General features: G+C 47.8%; 8 protein-coding genes. 7 read left to right on the forward strand and 1 reads right to left on the reverse strand.

The features are described from left to right. Positions 1 to 2: 2 nt before the first annotated feature. The 7 genes from GFS24_RS09265 to GFS24_RS09295 all read left to right on the forward strand — a co-directional run bounded on the left by GFS24_RS09265 (position 3) and on the right by GFS24_RS09295 (position 15,068). Entirely contained in the window at positions 3 to 1,352 is a 1,350-nt protein-coding gene (locus tag GFS24_RS09265; RefSeq protein WP_153659283.1) for a DUF5074 domain-containing protein, read from the forward strand. Positions 1,353 to 1,460: 108 nt separating this feature from the next. Next, positions 1,461 to 2,015 carry a sigma-70 family RNA polymerase sigma factor gene (locus GFS24_RS09270; RefSeq protein WP_153659284.1) on the forward strand — a complete coding sequence of 185 codons (555 nt, stop codon included), beginning with the start codon at positions 1,461 to 1,463 and terminating at the stop codon, positions 2,013 to 2,015. 72 nt (positions 2,016 to 2,087) lie between these two features. After that, positions 2,088 to 3,113 (forward strand): FecR family protein, encoded by a 1,026-nt coding sequence (locus tag GFS24_RS09275; protein WP_153659285.1) that lies wholly within the window; start codon positions 2,088 to 2,090, stop codon positions 3,111 to 3,113. Positions 3,114 to 3,200: 87 nt separating this feature from the next. Further along, positions 3,201 to 6,353 carry a TonB-dependent receptor gene (locus tag GFS24_RS09280; protein WP_153659286.1) on the forward strand — a complete coding sequence of 1,051 codons (3,153 nt, stop codon included), beginning with the start codon at positions 3,201 to 3,203 and terminating at the stop codon, positions 6,351 to 6,353. A 17-nt stretch (positions 6,354 to 6,370) separates the two neighbouring features. Then, positions 6,371 to 7,975 carry a RagB/SusD family nutrient uptake outer membrane protein gene (locus GFS24_RS09285; protein WP_153659287.1) on the forward strand — a complete coding sequence of 535 codons (1,605 nt, stop codon included), beginning with the start codon at positions 6,371 to 6,373 and terminating at the stop codon, positions 7,973 to 7,975. 53 nt (positions 7,976 to 8,028) lie between these two features. Next, on the forward strand, positions 8,029 to 13,449 hold the full coding sequence (locus tag GFS24_RS09290) for an Ig-like domain-containing protein (RefSeq protein WP_153659288.1): 5,421 nt from the start codon (positions 8,029 to 8,031) through the stop codon (positions 13,447 to 13,449). A 167-nt stretch (positions 13,450 to 13,616) separates the two neighbouring features. Next, positions 13,617 to 15,068: a sulfatase gene (locus GFS24_RS09295; RefSeq protein WP_153659289.1), complete on the forward strand. Its 1,452-nt coding sequence runs from the start codon at positions 13,617 to 13,619 to the stop codon at positions 15,066 to 15,068. Between the two features lie 155 nt (positions 15,069 to 15,223). Here the strand turns inward: GFS24_RS09295 and GFS24_RS09300 are convergent, their stop codons facing one another. Next, on the reverse strand, positions 15,224 to 18,442 hold the full coding sequence (locus tag GFS24_RS09300; protein ID WP_153659290.1) for a S41 family peptidase: 3,219 nt from the start codon (positions 18,440 to 18,442) through the stop codon (positions 15,224 to 15,226). Positions 18,443 to 18,444: the final 2 nt, after the last annotated feature.

Here is an 18,444-nt window from a genome sequence, read left to right on the forward strand (position 1 = left end):
GGATGAAAAAGAGTTATTTGGCATTTGGGGCGTTCATCGCCATCGTGGCAGTATCGTGTTCTAAAAAAGATGCAACAGAGCCGCTGCAGGCTCCTGAGGCAGGCATCGTGAATGTGCTTTCTCAAAACACCGTAGCACAGGAAGATACCTTAATTTTCAAAGTGAAGGCCACTCCCGGTAGTACTTTTGCATGGTCGGTAGACAACAAAGACGCAGCAGTTAAAGACTCTATCTTTAAATTTGCCTCTCAGGACCTGGGTGAACATACGATTGCTGTAACGGCTTCCAGGAATGGTGTAACAGCCTCTTCCCAGGCAAGCGTTACGGTATATGGAAAATACAAATTCGGCACATTTGTGCTGAATGAAGGGAACATGACATCGGAGAACGGCAGCCTGACCTTCATCAGCCCCCAGGGCGTAGTGACCGATAGCGCCTATTCTAAAGCGAATAGTACAGACCTTGGAAATGTGGCACAGGACCTATACATCCACAATAAGAAGATCTACATCATTTCTCAAAACGGTAAAAAGAACGCCGTAGGAAATTCATTTGCGAATGACGGCCTGCTGGTAGTAGCCAATGCAGAAACGCTTAAAAAAGAAGCCGCTTATAATGATGAGCTGGCCACACTTAGCTGGCCTACGCACGTAGCAGTGCTCAATGAGGAAAATGTGATCATCCGCGATAACAGTGGTTTATACCGATTCAACACTACCACCAAAGCACTCACGTTCATCAAGGGCTCCAGATCTGCTGCGAAGCTCACGATGGCTGTTTCAAATAATAAATTATTTGCTGCCGCCGGTACAAAAGTATATGTGATTGAGCCTAATAAGGATACACTCACCTATGGTCTGGATATGAAAGCGGCTGTTAGTGGTGTGGTAAGGGCCAGTGACGGTAATATCTGGATCTCCACTACCGGCTCTCCTTCTAAAATTTCCAAGATCAATTACAGGGATTATTCTGTAATAAAAGCCAACGACATCACCACAGGTAGCGTGAGTGCTGGTTTTGGGGCTACTCCGGGCATTACCGCAAAAGGTGACACGCTTTATTTCAGTGGCGCCGGCACCAAAATATACCGGCATGTTTTCAGTATGAACTCCACGGAGTTTATGGTGGATGCTAAAACAATGGTGGAAAACGCGGGTATAGTGTACAACAATATAGCCGTGCACCCGCTTACAGGTGAAGTTTACCTGAATACGATCAAAGCCTACGGTCTGGACTATCTGATCAATAGTATCAGTGTGTTTAACTTTAGTAACGGCACTAAGCTAAGTGCCAACTATAAGAACTATACTAATTTCCCTGCAGGTATTTTCTTTACCTGGAATTATAATTAAAAGAACTGTTATTTAGAGATAAGAGCCCCCGGAATCAACCGGGGGCTTTTAAATTCCGGAAATTCCCACATTTATTTATTTAAATTGCTGTAGTAAAAATACCATGTTGTGAATACTATAGCTGCTTTGAAACAAGGTAATCTTTTGGTATTTAATGAATTATATTATTCCTGGCACCAAAAGATCTACCATTTTATTCTTCGGAAAACAAAGTCTTCTTTCATTGCAGAGGAGGTGACACAACTTACTTTCATCAAATTCTGGAACTACCGGGAAAGTCTTGCAGACAACCTCGATGTACAACTACAACTGTTTCGGATCTCCCGTACCACCCTGATCGATTTCTTACGCAAGGAAAGCATCTATAAAGAAAAGGTGATCCACATTATAGACCGGTATACGCTGCCATCGGAAGACCTCTGGGGTAAACTGGCGGAAAAGGAATTACAGCATAAACTTGCCCATGCGCTGGAAGAAATGCCCCCCATGCGCCGCAAGGTGTTTGAAATGAGCCGCTTTAAAGGCATGAGTCATCAACAGATCGCACATGAGCTTTCCTTATCGTCCAGAACAGTAGAAGCACATATTTTCCAGGCCATCAAGCAGATAAAACATTATTTCGGCATGCTCCTCCCCCTCCTGGCCTGGCTTTTCCCATTCTGAAAATATTTTTTTGTTTCGACTAAGTAGTCTGCCTCTCACAAACGTATTACTTATCTATCAGCCGTATACAACATGATAAACGATGAATTACTGACACGGTTCTTTAACGATCAATGCACGCCCGAAGAAGCCCGTGAGGTAGCCACATACCTGCAGGAACATCCGGAAGTGCTGGAGAAATATTTGCCGGAAGAAGAATTTTTCCAGTTACAGGAGAAGGACAGTCTTCCGAAAACTGTTTCCCAACAATGGCTGAAAAATATTCACCGGCAAACCGTATCAGCCAATAGCCGCAACAAATGGGTTAAACGGCTGTCCATTGCCGCAGTAACTGCCGGCGTGCTGATCGGAGGAACCCTATTACTGGTTGATAAGAAAGCGGCAACGGTTACCAGTGAAACAGTGATCACCATTCCGGCGGAACAACAGGAAAGGAAAGAAAACACCGGCAGCAAAACCATGGTCATTGCATTACCGGATGGTTCTGTAGCACAGCTGCAACCGGCTGCCGGCATCGTATATAATAAACAGTTCAGAGAAAACAGGACCATATACCTGACAGGAGAAGCGGATTTTACCGTAACAGCCGATCAATTACACCCTTTTGTTGTTTATAGCAGCGAATTATCAACCACGGTTCTGGGCACCTTTTTCCATGTGAAGGCTATTCCCGGGGAAGACATGATCACCGTACGACTGAATACCGGTAAAGTATTGGTACAGGGCATCACGGATAAAAAGACAGTGCTCACACCTGGCAAAGAGCTTCGTTATTACCGCAAAACCGGGAAAACCATCGTAGCCAATTTCAATACTATGGGTACGGATGTACTGGTAAAAGCAGGAAACAACGGAGACAGTCATGCTAAGCCCGACTGGTATAAGTTTAACAATCAACCAATGGCGCAGGTACTCAATCAGCTGAGCAACTATTACGGTGTAGCCATCTATTATTATCCATCAGACGTGACGGAGATCTATTTTGATGGCAAGTTCGAAAAGACAGATTCACTGGAGAAGATCCTGACGGACTTAACACTTCCCAATAATCTGAAGCTTATCCGAAACGACAGCGGATTCATTATTAAGAAGAAATAATTTTCCATACTATATCGCTCTATTCCTTAAAAGGCGCAAAGGCGCCGGGGGCTTGCTATGCCCTGCATTAAAAAATAAATTTCAGTTATGAAGATGTTCTATCGACCAAAATGGCTCCTGCTATTATGCCTGCTGATATCAGGCGTTTCCATGTTTACACAGGCACAAGTTCGCATGCAGGTAACCGGCACCGTACGTACAGACGAGGGGGAACTCCTGCCCAATGCTTCCGTTGTAGCGCTGAATGAAAAAACAAAATATACTGCCGGCGTTATTACAGACAGCAACGGCGTATTCCGTTTCTCGGGGTTGCCACAGGAAGGCAAATATTTACTCAGCGTTTCTTACATGGGCTTTGAAACACAACAGTTCAGCAACGTTCAGCTTAAACCAGGTGCTACATTAACGTACTCTGTACGCCTGATCAAAACGGTATCTGCCCTGAACGACATCGTGGTGATAGGTTATGGCACTGCCCGGAAAAAAGATGTAGTTGGCGCTTTCAACGTGATAACGGTGAAAGAAGCCGGCGCTGTAAATGCTACCAATCCTTCGCAATTGCTTATCGGTAAAGCCGCCGGTGTACAGGTACTGCAAAGCAGTGGCAGTGCAGGTGCGGATGCACAGATCATTATCCGCGGTACCGGTAGTTTTACGGACATCAACCCGCTGTATGTGATCGACGGCATACAGGGTACCAAAAATCTTTTTAACACCATCAATCCCCAGGATATAGAAAGCATCACTATCCTGAAAGATGCTTCTTCCACCGCTATCTATGGCTCCGCCGCCGCCAATGGTGTGGTGATCATCACCACAAAAAAAGGAAAGGCCGGGCCACCCCGCGTAAGCTTTACTTCACAATGGGGCATTGCTAAAGCCTGGAAGCAACTGGACCTGCTTAATGCAGCCCAGTATGTGGATGCGTTGAAAGATCTGGCGGCCACCAAGAGTGCAGTACTGCCTGCCAAATTTAATACCCCGGCGGTATTACAGGATAGTACTGACTGGCAGGATGCTATTTTCCGCAATGCACTTGTATCTGAAAACGATCTGAACATCAGCGGCGGTGGTGAAAAAGTGAGCTACTCCTTATCTGCCACTTATATCAATCAACAGGCCATCTTAACCGATGCTACCAACAAAAGGTTCCAGGCGCGTGTGGGCCTGGAAGAAAGCCTGGGGCGCTTCCGGTTTACGCAGAACCTTATATTCAGGCAGTATGTGGGCAATGGTAATTATGCCAATATCCTTAATGCGATTCAGTACGCACCATATAAACCTGTACTGGACCCGTCTATACAGGGAGGGTATTCCATTCTCTCCAACATAGACGACTATAGCAACGCCAGCAATCCCCTGCAGGATATTGCCATGAGGAGCCAAACAAGCAAATCACTGGCTTTTTTCCCGCAGCTGTCCGCTGAAGTGCGTATCATAGACGGACTGAAATTCCGTTCTCAGTTTGCAGCAGAAGTGAACACCAGCCGGAGCAACAGTTATCAGAAACAGTACCAGTCGTCCAATTTTCTGAATCAGGCCCGCCAATCCACGCTCGTTTTTTCGGAGAACTCTTATTACATGCTGGAAAATTATTTGTCGTACGACAAAATATTGGGTAATCACCAGTTCTCTCTGATCGCCGGGCAAAGCTATATTGATCCCGGGCAAACCAACAGTTCCGGCATCAGGGGTACGGGTCAGCCGAACGATAATATCACCAACATTACTGTAGCTGCTTCCCAGGCTGTTACCAGCGGTTATTCCAACTACGCCCGTCCCTCTCTGATCTCTTATTACGGCCGGCTCAACTATACTTTTGATGATAAGTATATACTGTCTGCCAGCTATCGCAGAGATGGCGCTTCCAACTTTGGTGCTAATAACCGCTTTGGCAATTTCGCCGCAGGAGGTTTGTCGTGGCGCTTTTCAGAAGAAACTTTTATTAAAAAAGCATTCCCTGTATTATCTGATGGAAAGCTGAGTGTAAGCTGGGGACAAACGGGTAACAACAATATTCCCAACTTCCTGAACACCGCCAGAACATACCAGGGCACACCTGCAGGCGCGCTGGTATATTCCTTTGGCAGCACGGAAACATTTGTATCCGGTACTTCCATCACTACGGTAAGCAATCCTGATCTGAAATGGGAGAAAACCAATCAGACAGATATAGGCATCGACCTGGCATTTCTAAACAACCGCCTCACGGTAGAAGCCGATTGGTATAGCCGCAAAAGTACCGGGCTGCTGGTTACCACCATGCTACCCGCCAGTATTGGTGTAAGCCCTACTGGTGCGCAACCAAGAAAAACGGTCAATGCTGCAGATGCACAAAATAAAGGCTTCGAACTCGCCATCGGTTTTAAGGATAAGATCAATCATAACTTCAGCTTTTCTGTCAATGTAAACGGATCTATTAACCACAACGAAGTATTGTCTTTAGGAGACCAGTTTTCCGCACCTATACAGGCAGGTGCCTTTGCACCTGTACCGGCTACCACCTATACTGCTGCCGGTTATGCTATTGGTTCTTTTTATGGCTATCGCTTAGATCATGTGGCTAAAGATGCAGCAGAAGTAGCGGCCCTTGATCTGGAAGCCCAGAAGAAAACAGGTATGCCCAATGCTAAATACCAGGATGGATTATTACCGGGAGATTTTATCTATAAAGACATTGACGGCGATGGCGTAGTTACCGCAAAGGACCAGGAAGTATTAGGCAATGCTATTCCAAAATATATTTATGGCATCAATGCCGGCATCACGTATAAAAACTTTGACCTCAACCTGGTGTTATCCGGTATCAGTGGATTGAAACTCCTCAATGGCTTAAAATTAAATACCAGCGCTATGGCCACTGGTCATAATGCATCTACCGAGCTCCTTAACAGATGGCGCAAACCCGGTGATGTAGCGGCTTTGCCCAGGTTAGGTCAGAATGCCACCGGCAGTGGTAACCTCCGCCCATCAGACTGGTGGCTGGAAGATGGCAGTTACCTGCGTTTGAGGAACATTACCATTGGTTACAGCGCTCCCTCCACGATGTTAAGCAATATCACCAAAGGCACCGTTAAATCACTCCGCATTTATGTGGCTGCGCAAAACCTGATCACCCTCACTAATTATACCGGCTACGATCCGGAAGTGGTGGGCGACTACATTTTTGCGCGTGGTATTGACCAGGGCCAGGTGCCGCAGCCAAGAACACTCCTGGCAGGTATTCAATTAGGGTTTTAATTGTTAAAAACGATTTTATGAAGAAGTATATATATCAATTGCTGATGATAGCCGTGCTGATGACCATGGCGCCCGGATGCAGCAAGAGCCGCCTTGACCTGGTAGATCAGAGTGCCTATGCGTATGAAACTTATTTTAACAATACCACTGCGCTGAACCAGGCCACGGTTGCCAGTTACGCCACACTGCTCCATCCCGGACTATGGGCCAGGGAGTACTACTATATTTTTGATCTGATGGGGCATGATGCCAAACGTGCCAGTTTTTTGCTGGGTGCAGAACAGGAACTGGGCGATTATAGCTTTGGTACCAACAACGCCAATCTTAGCTCGTTATGGCTCTCCCTGTACCGGATGATCTTCAGGACCAACCTGGTGATAGACCGGGCTGCCGCCTGGAATCCCACCGCTACTGTGGATCGTGCTAAACTAAATCAGTACCTCGCGGAAGTAAAGTTCCTGCGTGCGTACGCTTACTTTCACCTGGTAGTATTATGGGGAGATGTGCCGCTGTACATCGATTATCAAACCACGCTTAATAACAACTACCTGAGCCGCAGCCCTGCTGCTGATGTGTGGAAGCAAATAGAAAAAGATCTTACAGAAGCACAGGCTACAGCGGAATTACCTACTGTATATCCCACTGCGGAATTAGGTAGAGCCACCAAAGGCGCCGTGACGGCCCTGCTCGGCAAGGTGTACCTGTACCAGAAAAAATGGGGACCTGCACAAACGGAACTCGAAAAACTGATGGGTGCACCCTACACCTACAAACTCGATGTTTCCTACGACAATGTTTTCAGCACCACTAATCAGAACACACCGGAAAATATTTTCCAGATCATGAACCAGCAGTGGACAGACTGGGCCATTGGTTCTCCTTATTATATGTTTGGCAACGGAGCAGAACAGGTAGGTAAACAAACACATAGCGGTCGTGCCATGGAGTATGGCTTTAACGATAACTGGAAGAATGTATACATCAGTAACGCTGCGGTTAAAGCATTCACTTATACCCATCCTGTAACCGGCCTGCCGTATACCGATCCCCGCGCCAAATCCACCTTCTACGGCACTGCTGCTTCCGGTGGCGAAACGGTTTTCTGCCAGCAATGCCCCGGTGGAGTAAAGAACTATCCTTTTGATGCTGCCGATCCCCAGGGAGATTATCGCTGGAAGAAATACGAGTACTATCATCTCGTGGAAAAATACGGAGATCCTAAAAGTCCTATCAACGGGCAGGTGATCCGCCTCGCAGATGTGATGCTGATGCTGGCTGAAGCACAGATCCAGCAAAACAATACAGGCAATGCACCGCTGGCGCTGATAGACAGTGTTCGTTCCCGCTCCGGCGCATTTTTATATACCAGCCTGGGCGATAAAACAAATGCCATGAACATACTGATGCGTGAACGTCAGCTTGAATTATGCGGCGAGCAATCCCGGTATTTCGACCTGTTGCGCTGGGGTATTATCAAACAAACCATCAACGCAGAAAAAGCCGCAGAACCAGGAACGGGTACACAGCCCTTCCAGGATAAACATCTCTTATTCCCCATTCCTGATGCAGAAAAAAATTATAATCCTAACGTAGCTAAGGCCATCAACAACGGCTGGAATTGATCAAAGACACAGCATGTATCAGGGATAGTTTACATAATCCTAAATAATTCCACATGAAAAAGATTTGCTACACCCTATTACTCACCATTTTTTACCTCATCACCCCACCAGGTATACGTGCGCAAACGTATACCTGGAACCAGGTCCGTATAGGCGGATCCGGTGCACTGCCCTCTTTTGTGGCGCATCCTTTGGTACCTGATCTTTATTTCATCACCACGGACGTAGGTACTCCCTATCGCTGGAATAAGGACCTGCAAAAGTGGGAGCATTTAATGTTATTTAAAAAAATACCGATCAATTACTGGAGCTGGGAATTTCACCAGCGTTGTGGCAGCATTGCCGTAGACCCCAGTGATGCCACTGGTAACATTCTTTATGCCACCGTAGAGAACGGTGCCGGTTCCGGGCCTGGTAAAGGTTCAAGCACGATAGGCACCATCCTGAAAAGCACCGATAGGGGCGACAACTGGACGGACCTTAACGTTCCCATCGCCGTACACCCTAACAGCACACAGTCATTCGGTGATCGTATACAGGTAGATCCCGCCAACAGTAATCATGTGTGGGTTGTAACAGACGCGCATGGCGCTTTGAAAACGCAAAATGCCGGTACCAGCTGGACACCCGTAAGCGCCATCGCCACATCTGCTTATTGCTCTTTTATTCTTTTCGACAAAAGCTCCGGCACTGTTCCTGTAAACAGCCAGACTGTTACCAAACGGATCTATATTGGCCGGCAGGCAGGTGTATATGCATCAGAAGACGGTGGTATTTCTTTCACGCTGATGAGCAACAGTCCTGCTTATCCTATCCGGGCCACCATTCACGCAGATGGAACGCTGTATGTATCTGCCGGGACCGAGAATCAACAAAAGGGCGTATACAAGTATAAGAATGGTGGCTGGCAGAACATCTCTCCTGTAACTTTAGAGCCAGATCCTGATCCGAATAAAAACGACAGGTTCTTCATTAAAGTTGCCGTGAATCCCGCCAATTCAGATGATATCATTGTAGGTACCCGCGGTACCTGGCAAAAGGACCCTTATTATATTTCAAGGCAGGGCGGTGCGCCTGGCTCCTACTCACCGGGACAGATCAGTCGTGATAATTCGGAAGCGCCGCATTCAAAAAATGATGGTTTGCCGTTCAACGCCCCGGGCCATAATTCCTATGGCTTCCACTGGGATCCTTTTTATCCCAATCGTGTATGGATCAACGATATGCTGGACATACTTTCCACAGATAATATCTTTGCAACACCTGCCAACTGGAAGATACGCGTGGTAGGTCTGGAAGAGATCATGGTAACAGGTCCGCTCGTAGCTCCTCCCAGTGGTAAGAACCAACTGTTATCCGTTACCGCAGATGTTGGAGGTGCTCACCACCGTTCCCTTACGGAGCCATTGAACCAGGGTAACGTTGCCAATACTGCTTTGTTCACCAATATCTTCAACGCCTTTAACATGACGGGCGTAGCCTTCCAGTACAACGATCCTGAGTTTGTTGTGCGCGTTGGCTGCGACGGCCCGGCCACTAACGAAGTGAGTTATTCGCGTGCAGGTTACTCCACCAATGGCGGAGATACTTATACCCTCTTCCCACAATCACCCGGCATACGCGGGCGTGTAGCCGTGTCTGCTAACCGCAGGAATATACTATGGCTTACACAAATGGATGGTAACAGTCCCGGTAACGTGTACTGGTCAGAAAACCTGGGTACCAGTTGGCAAAAGTCCACCGGCGTTTCCGCCGGCATCTTACCTGCGGGCCCGCAGTGGAACCTGTATCCCGGACAAAATCATCTTGCAGCGGATAAAGTGAATGGCGACTATTTCTATGTATGGGACCGCGGTTCGTTTTATGTAAGCTCCAATGGTGGGAAGGCATTCGTGAAAACAGACGCCGAAGGCCTCACGGCCAATGCAGGCAGTAACCCGAACGGTTCATCTTATGCCACCACTTCCAATGTTGAGGTAACACCCGGGAAAACCGGCGATGTGTGGATAGCTTTTCACAATGAAGCATATCCTCAATTCAGCGGACTCTTTCATACAACAGATACAGGCAGAACATTCAGCAAAGTAGGCGGTGAAAGTTTCAAGCCCAAATGGATAGCCGCCGCGATGTCCGACACAACGGTGAATGCGCACCTCGCTTTGTATGTGACCAGCCAGGCTATTCCTATCAATGGCATTAACTATGGCGCCTTCCGCTCAGACGATACCGGGCGTACCTGGCAGACCATTTTAGACAGGCTGCCGGGCGTTGCACCCAATATAACGGCAGACAATAAGGGAAGGATGTTTATTTCTGCTCACGGGAATGGCATCTTTTTTGGCAGCCCGGTATCGGGCCCCGTTCAGTCCGTGGACATTATCAATCCTGCATCAGATACACTGGTGAAAGGATATACTGTCAATCTGAATTTCAAACTCACACCCACCTATCCCACTAATCCGGCCATTACCTGGAGCTCTTCCGATACCACTATTGCAAAAGTGGACCCCTTCGGGAAAGTGAGTGGCATCAACAACGGTACTGCCACCATCACCCTTACATCGGTGGATGGCGGTAAAACGGATACACAACGCATTGTTGTGATCCCTCCGACCATCTCCACCGGCATTACGATAGATAGTGTTGTTTATGGCACCATCAATACACCCAAGCAGCTCAGTTTCACTATTGTGCCTGCCAACACCACCAACAAAACCCTTACCTGGTCTGTGGCAGACGGTACCGTTGCGAGCGTGGATGCCAACGGTGTAGTGAGAGGTCTGAAACTGGATACCACCACCCTCATTGTTACCGCAGCAGACGGTGGCTTCTCCAAAACCGTGCAGTTGATCGTGAACACTATTGTGACAGCTATCAATGCAGGCACTAATGCGACTCCTTATCAGAATACCATCATTGGCCAGTATGTACCCGAAGGTGCGGCCAACACAGCCGGGCTCTGGCATGCCGGATACACGGGTAATAACAGCATCACTGCGACGGTGGACCTGAGCCAGGTAACGGAACCTGCACCCCGCGATGTATACAAATACATGCGCATCTCCAGGAATAACGTTACGCAGATGCGTTACTATCTGCGCAACCTGATCCCCAACGCCAACTATGCGGTACGCCTGCATTTCATAGAACCAAGCAATACAGAAAAGGCGAATCGCATCTTCAGTGTAAAGACCATCAGCGGCGACAGCCTGATCAACTTTAATCCTTACGCAGCGGCCGGCAATAAACTGAACACCGTTGTAACGCGCACCCTTGAAGCGAAAGCAAATAGTTCAGGCGTGATAGAAGTATGGTTCTATCCCAAAGTTGCTGCAAACGATCCACACAGTGCTTCCATAGCAGCCCTTGAGGCGCGTATCATTCCGCTCCAGGGGATCAGTATCCATTCGGACAGCAGCAACCTCTACGTAAGCTATACGGACACCCTGAAGCTGACCACCACGCCGGTGAATGCTACCAACCGGAACATGGTATATACTTCTTCCAACCAGGCTGTTGCTACAGTAGACCTTAACGGCATAGTAACAGGAAGATCCGCGGGAACGGTTACGATCACTGCAACGTCTTCCGAAAGTGGCTTTACGGCTACCAAAAACTATAATGTCATTTATATTCCCGTTACATCTTTAACGCTGGATACTTCATCAGCCAATGTGTTTGTTGGATTAACAACCCAGCTGAATGCCACCATTGCTCCGGCGAAAGCCAGCAATAAAGGGGTGGTATGGACGTCTTCAGACACCCTGCTGGCTAAAGTAAACAGCAACGGCACCATCACCGGTATTAAACAAGGCGACGTTATCATAAAAGCCACATCGGCTGATAACCCGGCTATTTATGCGCAGGCCAATGTGCATGTGGCCAATGTATTAGCTACCAGCCTTACGCTGACTCCGTCCACTGCCATCATTGGGGCCGGCGATACGTTGCTGGTGAGATATGCTTTCTTACCTGCTAACACTTCCATCAAAACGATTACCTGGAGCAGCTCCGATGCAACAGTAGCTACCGTTGACACCGCTGGTATTATCACTGCCATTAAACAAGGCTCTGTTACCATCACTGCCAATACGCAAGATGCCTCAGGTATTTCAGCCACATTGCCGGTAACCGTTGTTCCGTTTGACTCATGCGGTGGAATACCCAACTATGGTTTCGAAAGTGACCTGATCAACTGGGAGACCTATAAAGCCGACTCGTTGTTCGTGGGCGCTGTGTACACAGTGAGCGGCAAAGGCCACTCCGGCGACAAAGCCGTAACATTGGGTTTCACTACGGTGAAAACCGGTTTGAACATGCAAGGTTCCATCCCTGTGAGAGGCGGCAGCGTGATTGTATTTACGCAATGGATCAAAGTAGAACCAGGTGCCGGCATTGAGGGTTATCCCTGGTGGGCAGGATATGGAATTGGATTTACTTCTGCAGGTTCCGGTATTTCCAGGGATGTGCATAATGTGGTTGCCTACCAGGGCAACTGGGCGCAGATAAGAGACACGCTTACTGTGCCTGACAGCGCCACCGGGCTCACCTACTGGACGGCTAAAATAGGCCCGGGTACTGTATGGCTGGATGATTTCTGCATAGAAGTTTTAAAGACAAACAAAAAGGCGATTTACGGAATAAACGCAGGTACTACAACAACTCCTGCCGGGCCATATGCCAATACCACCTTTGCACAATATGTTCCGGAAGGGCCTACCGGCACCGATAAACTATGGCATGCAGGTTATACGTGGGTACAAAAAGTGAATGCGCCTGTTGATCTCTCTTATGTAACCGATCCGGCTCCACCGCAGGTATATGAGTATATGCGTGTATTCAAAAGTAATGTTACCCAGATGCGTTATTACCTGCGGGACCTCACTCCCAATACGGTTTATGCTATCCGCCTGCACTTTGTTGAACCACAGGATGCGGAGAAAAACAAAAGGATCTTTAGCATAAAAGCCACCAATGGGCTGGACAGCCTTATAGACTTCAATGTGTACCAGGCTGCGGGCAACAGGTTGAACACTGCTGTGATAAAGACTATCAGGGCAACAGCCAACAGCGCAGGTTTGATAACTGTGACCTTCTATCCTAAAACAGGATTGTATGATCCTTATAGCGGATCAATTGCTGCCATAGAGGTGAGGACGCTGATGACAGCGGATTCCCTGGAAAGTTTGCAAAACGGGATTGCAGCGGTTGGGAATAAATTAAACGTTAGTCTGGATTTTTCAACGGAAGTATTTCCTAATCCTTCCAGTAGTGGATTTAATGTAAGAATGACTTCTTCATCTCAAGCAGCAGCAACGCTTATCATTGTTGATAATGCCGGCAGTGTTATTTATTCGAGGAGAATAAATGCCGGTACGTATTACCAGGTTGGGCAGGATCTGAAACCGGGGCTTTACTATATCAATGTTAGTCAAGGAGGGCAGAGCAAGACGATGAAGGTTGTGAAACAATAATGATGTTTTAAAGGGGGGCGGCTGAAAAGTAAAGGTTTTACTTTTTAGCCGCCCTTCGTTTATTTGGGGGAAATAAATTTATCAAACTCTATCTTTAACTTTCGGGGCTACACGTTCATGATCGTGTAGCCGGACTTTTAGAGATTAATTCCACCAATTCTTGTACAATGAATATTTATCAGCGTTTTTTTAAAGCAGGGGTATTATGTGTTTTGCCTGGCGCCATTTGGATCCTTTCCTCCGCTTATATGTTTAAAGCGCCTGCTCCTTCCCGTCAGGGCCCTAACATCCTCGTGTTTATTGCAGACGACTGGGGATATCCCTATGCCGGTATCTATGGCGACACAGTAGTTAAAACTCCTAATTTTGATAAACTGGCGAAAAGCGGCGCAGTGTTCACCAATGTTTTTACAACACCTTCCTGTTCTCCTTCCCGCGCTTCTTTATTAACCGGGCGGTGGCCGCATAATCTTGAACAAGGCGTTCATTTATGGGGGTTTATACCGGATAAGTTCCCTAATTATACGGCAAAGCTGGCTGAACAGGGCTATGAAGTAGGCTTATGCAGGAAAGGTTACGGACCCGGGGAGTATCAGCTGGGTGGGTATGCGAATAACCCTGCAGGGAAGGGTTACCGGGGCTTTAAAGAATTTTATGCAGCTAAGCCGAAAGACAAACCTTTCTGCTTTTGGTTTGGAAGTTTAGACCCTCATCGCCCTTACGAGAAAGGAAGCGGAGTTAGCGCCGGGAAAAGCCTTTCTTCGGTTAAAGTCCCTGCTTTTTTACCAGACAGACCTGAGGTCAGAAGCGATATTTTGGATTATCATGTTGAAATAGAGCGGTTTGACAGGGAAATGGGAGATATCATAAAGATGCTGGAAGCAGCGGGCGAATTAGACAACACCCTGATTGTGATAACCGGCGATAACGGAATGCCTTTCCCCCGGGCTAAAGCCAATTTATATGATGCCGGCACGCACGTTCCGCTTGCGATCATATGGCCAGGGAAGATTAAACCGGGACAGGTACTATCGGACCTTGTTGGGTTTAATGATCTGGCCCCGACCTTCCTGGAGGCCACTAATCAACCTCCTCAAACAGCTATGTCAGGAAAAAGCCTGCTGCCACTGGTAACGGGGAAAGTTAAGAGCCTGGGGCGTGATAAAATGTTCGTGGAAAGAGAAAGGCATGCACGTGTTCGGGAAGGTAATGTAGGTTACCCGGCCAGGGGCATCCGGACTAATGACTTTCTGTATATCAGGAACCTTCGCCCTGAGCGTTGGCCGGCCGGAGATCCTAAAATGGAGAGTGTGCAGTATGGTGATATTGACGACTCACCCTCTAAAACATACATTATGGAGCATAAGGATGAACCTGCCATAGCGCCCTTCTTCCAATTAGCATTTCAAAAAAGGCCCGCGGAAGAATTGTATGATCTTAAAAATGATCCCTGGCAACTGAAAAATGTTGCGCAGGATAAAAAATATGAAACGATCAGGGGGAAGTTAAGTGGCGAGTTAAATAACTGGATGGAAGCAACAAAAGATCCCCGTGTAAATGGTGGCGGCGATTACTTAGAACAGTATCCCTTTACTAAAGCTGTAAGTAAAATGGATTGAACAGGGATTAACTTCATTTCCAAAAAACAGCAAAGCCGCATAGATCCTGCGATCTATGCGGCTTTGCTGTTGGCGCAAATCTAAAGTCGCGAGGTTGTAGCCAAAAGGAATCTGGCCACCGGATCAGGAAAAGACACTGGTGGCCAGAATGGTAATTACTTCGATTTATCCGGAAACGCCGGAATCTTCGGCACCCCGGTTTTTCCACCTTGCGCCAGTTTCTCCAGCAGTACTTTTATACCCTGGGTCAGCTGTGCATCACTGCCTTTATATTCAGTATACGGATCATTCACCACTTCAATATCAGGATGAACGCCCTCTCCTTCTATGATGAACGAAGATCCATCTGCGGCGAAATGTGCGAACTCTGGTTTCCGCATATCACCACCATCAATAAATGGCAGCGAACCGCTGATCCCAACCACGCCACCCCAGGTACGCTGACCGATCAAAGGACCGATACCATAGAATTTAAACTGCCAGGGGAACAGATCACCATCGGAAGCGGAGTACTGATCTATCAGGCAGACTTTCGGACCTATATGTGCATCGGGTTTGATGGAAGCTGTTTTGTTGTTCCGCATGACGGTGCCCAGCCCTGGCTTCCGTAATAACCGCTCGATGATCATCGGTGATACATTGCCACCACCATTACCACGATCATCAATGATGAGCGCTTCTTTATCCAGTTGCGGATAGAAATAACGCGCGAATTGATTAAGCCCTGCTGGTCCCATGTCCGGGATGTGTACATAACCGATCCTGCCGCCGCTGGCTGCATTTACTTTAGCTATATTTTGCTGCACCCATTCATGATAGTAAAGAGAAGATTCGTCGGCAATGGGTTTCACCAAGAGCTTCCTTACGTTGGTAACCGATGGAGAAGCAGCCACTTCGATCTCTACAAACTGACCTGCTTTACCGGCCAGTGCTTCGTAAAGATTTTTGACAGACTTCATGGACGTGCCATTGATGGAGATGATATAATCGCCTGCTTTCACCTTCAATCCTGGTGCGCGCAACGGAGATACCAATGTTTTGTTCCAGCTTTCGCCGGACAGAATACTGTCTATACGATAGTACCCGCTTTTATCACGACTGAACCTTGCGCCCAGCAAGCCCATTTGAATGCGATTGATGGGAGGCCTGTCTCCGCTGTTAACATAAGCATGTCCAATATTCAGTTCTCCGATCAATTCACCGATCAGGTAAGTGAGGTCATCACGATGGTTAACATAAGGTAGCAGCGGTGCATATTTGTCGTGCATCGCTTTCCAGTTTACACCGTGCATATTTGGATCATAAAAATAATCCCTCATCTGCCGCCAGCTTTCATCATAGATCTGTTTCCATTCTGCTCTCAGATCTACCGTTATCTTCAATCCGCTCAGATCAATTTTATTGGTGGGTGTGATCTTTGATTTACCGAGGCTTTCAATAAAGAAATCATTGCCTGTGCGGAACAGGATCTTCTTTGCATCTGGTGTAACACTGTATCCGCCGAAGCTGCCGATCTCTGTTTCTTTCTGATCTGTGAGGCTGAAGAATTTGAATCCTCCTCCCCCGCGGCCGCCCACATAATAATAAACGCCCTCTTCTACAGGTACAAGGCCTCCGTAATTTCCGGGTGTTACAGGCAGGCTTTCAATACGGTCTGCCAGGCCTTCTTCATCCACTACCACTGCTCCTGTTTTTTTGCTGCTGGTGTCTGCTTTCATTCCCACTTCGTCATTCTTATCAGCGAATGGCGATTTATCACCAGCGCTGAGCCGGGCAAAATAGGGGCGCGACATATCTGTGTAGGCATGGTTCCATTCCGTATTGCTGTAGGTTGGATTGAAGTCGCGCTGCGACACGAAATACAACAGTTTTCCATCGGGGCTGAACTGCGGTCCGCCGCTGTCATACCAGGTATCTGTAACGGCGATGATTTTCTTTGTATCGATATTATAGAGTTTGATCACGCTGAACTCACGCGCTTTTCCGGGAACGGTAAATGCGATCCATTTACTGTCCGGCGCGAAGGTATACGAACCGAGTGTGCCGTCATCAGAATGCGCCACCAGTGTTCTGTTTTCCGAAACAACATCCACGATAAAAAGGTCCTGTGCCCGATTGCCGAACATCAGGTATTTACTGTCCGGGCTCCATACGGGATTGAACTTATAAGCACCGCCTCCTTTCGTTACTTGTTTGGCCGGTTGGGTTCCGCCCTGTTCCTGGATGTACAATTCATCCTCGCCTGAACGATCTGAGATATAACTGATCCATTTCCCATCGGGGCTCCAGCCAACATTGCGATCATGTGCGCTGCTGGATTGGGTGAGGTTACGTGTAACGCCGGACTTGGATGGAAGCGTAAATACATCGCCGCGTGCGCTGAAAACAGCTCGTTTGCCATCAGGAGAAAGATCTGTGCTATACACAAAATCAGCCGCGTCTACCTGTTTGGAACGGCCTGAGGCAAGATCTTCCGCGATGGTTATGTTCAGTTTCCTGGTTTGGTTATTAGTTAGATCGAGCAGATAAATATATCCACCATTCTCAAACACGATAGCCTGATCTCCTAAGGATGGAAATTTGACATCGAACTCTTTGAACGTGGTTACTTTCTGTGTTTGTTTTGTTTTGGTATCGTATACAAAGATGTTCGCGGTTCTGTCTCGTTCGCTCACGAAGTAGATCTTGTCGCCATGATACATCGGGAAAATGTCCTGTGCCGGGTTGTTAGTGATGTTTTCTGCTTTACCGGATGCGGGATCTACCAGCCAGATATCATCCGCCATGCCACCGCGATAATTCTTCCAGGTACGGAACTCCCGGAATGCGCGGTTCATGGCCATTTTGGAGCCATCGGCATTATAAGAGGTCCAGGAAGCAACGGTGAATGGCAATTCCTCGCTGAGGTCTCCGTTGAGTGGCGCCAGGTAGAGCTTCCCTTTGAATGCATTAAATGATGTACCGCGGCCTCGATAGATCACCTGCTTGTCGTCCGGCGTCCAACCCATTACGATATTGTTAGGGCCCATACGGTCTGCTATATCATCGCGGCCGAGGGTGGCTGTCCAGGTGATCCTTTTCGGTTCACCACCGGCAGCGGGTATGATGAAAACCTCCGTATTGCCGTCGTATTGGCCGGTGAAGGCAATTGTTTTACCATCGTGGCTGAAACGGGCAAACATTTCGTAGCCGGGATGGCTGGTAATACGCCTTGCCACGCCGCCTGTTGCCTGCACAGTATAGAGGTCTCCTGCATAGGTGAAGGTGACCTGGTTACCGTGAACGGCGGGGAAGCGGAGTAAGCGGGCGTTCTCTTGTGCTTTTAGGGTTAGGGTTGATCCTAGCAGAATGAGCGCTGTGAATAGTGTTTTCATTT

This window comes from Chitinophaga sp. SYP-B3965 (assembly GCF_009647655.1).
In the GTDB taxonomy this organism is placed as follows: Bacteria; Bacteroidota; Bacteroidia; order Chitinophagales; family Chitinophagaceae; genus Chitinophaga.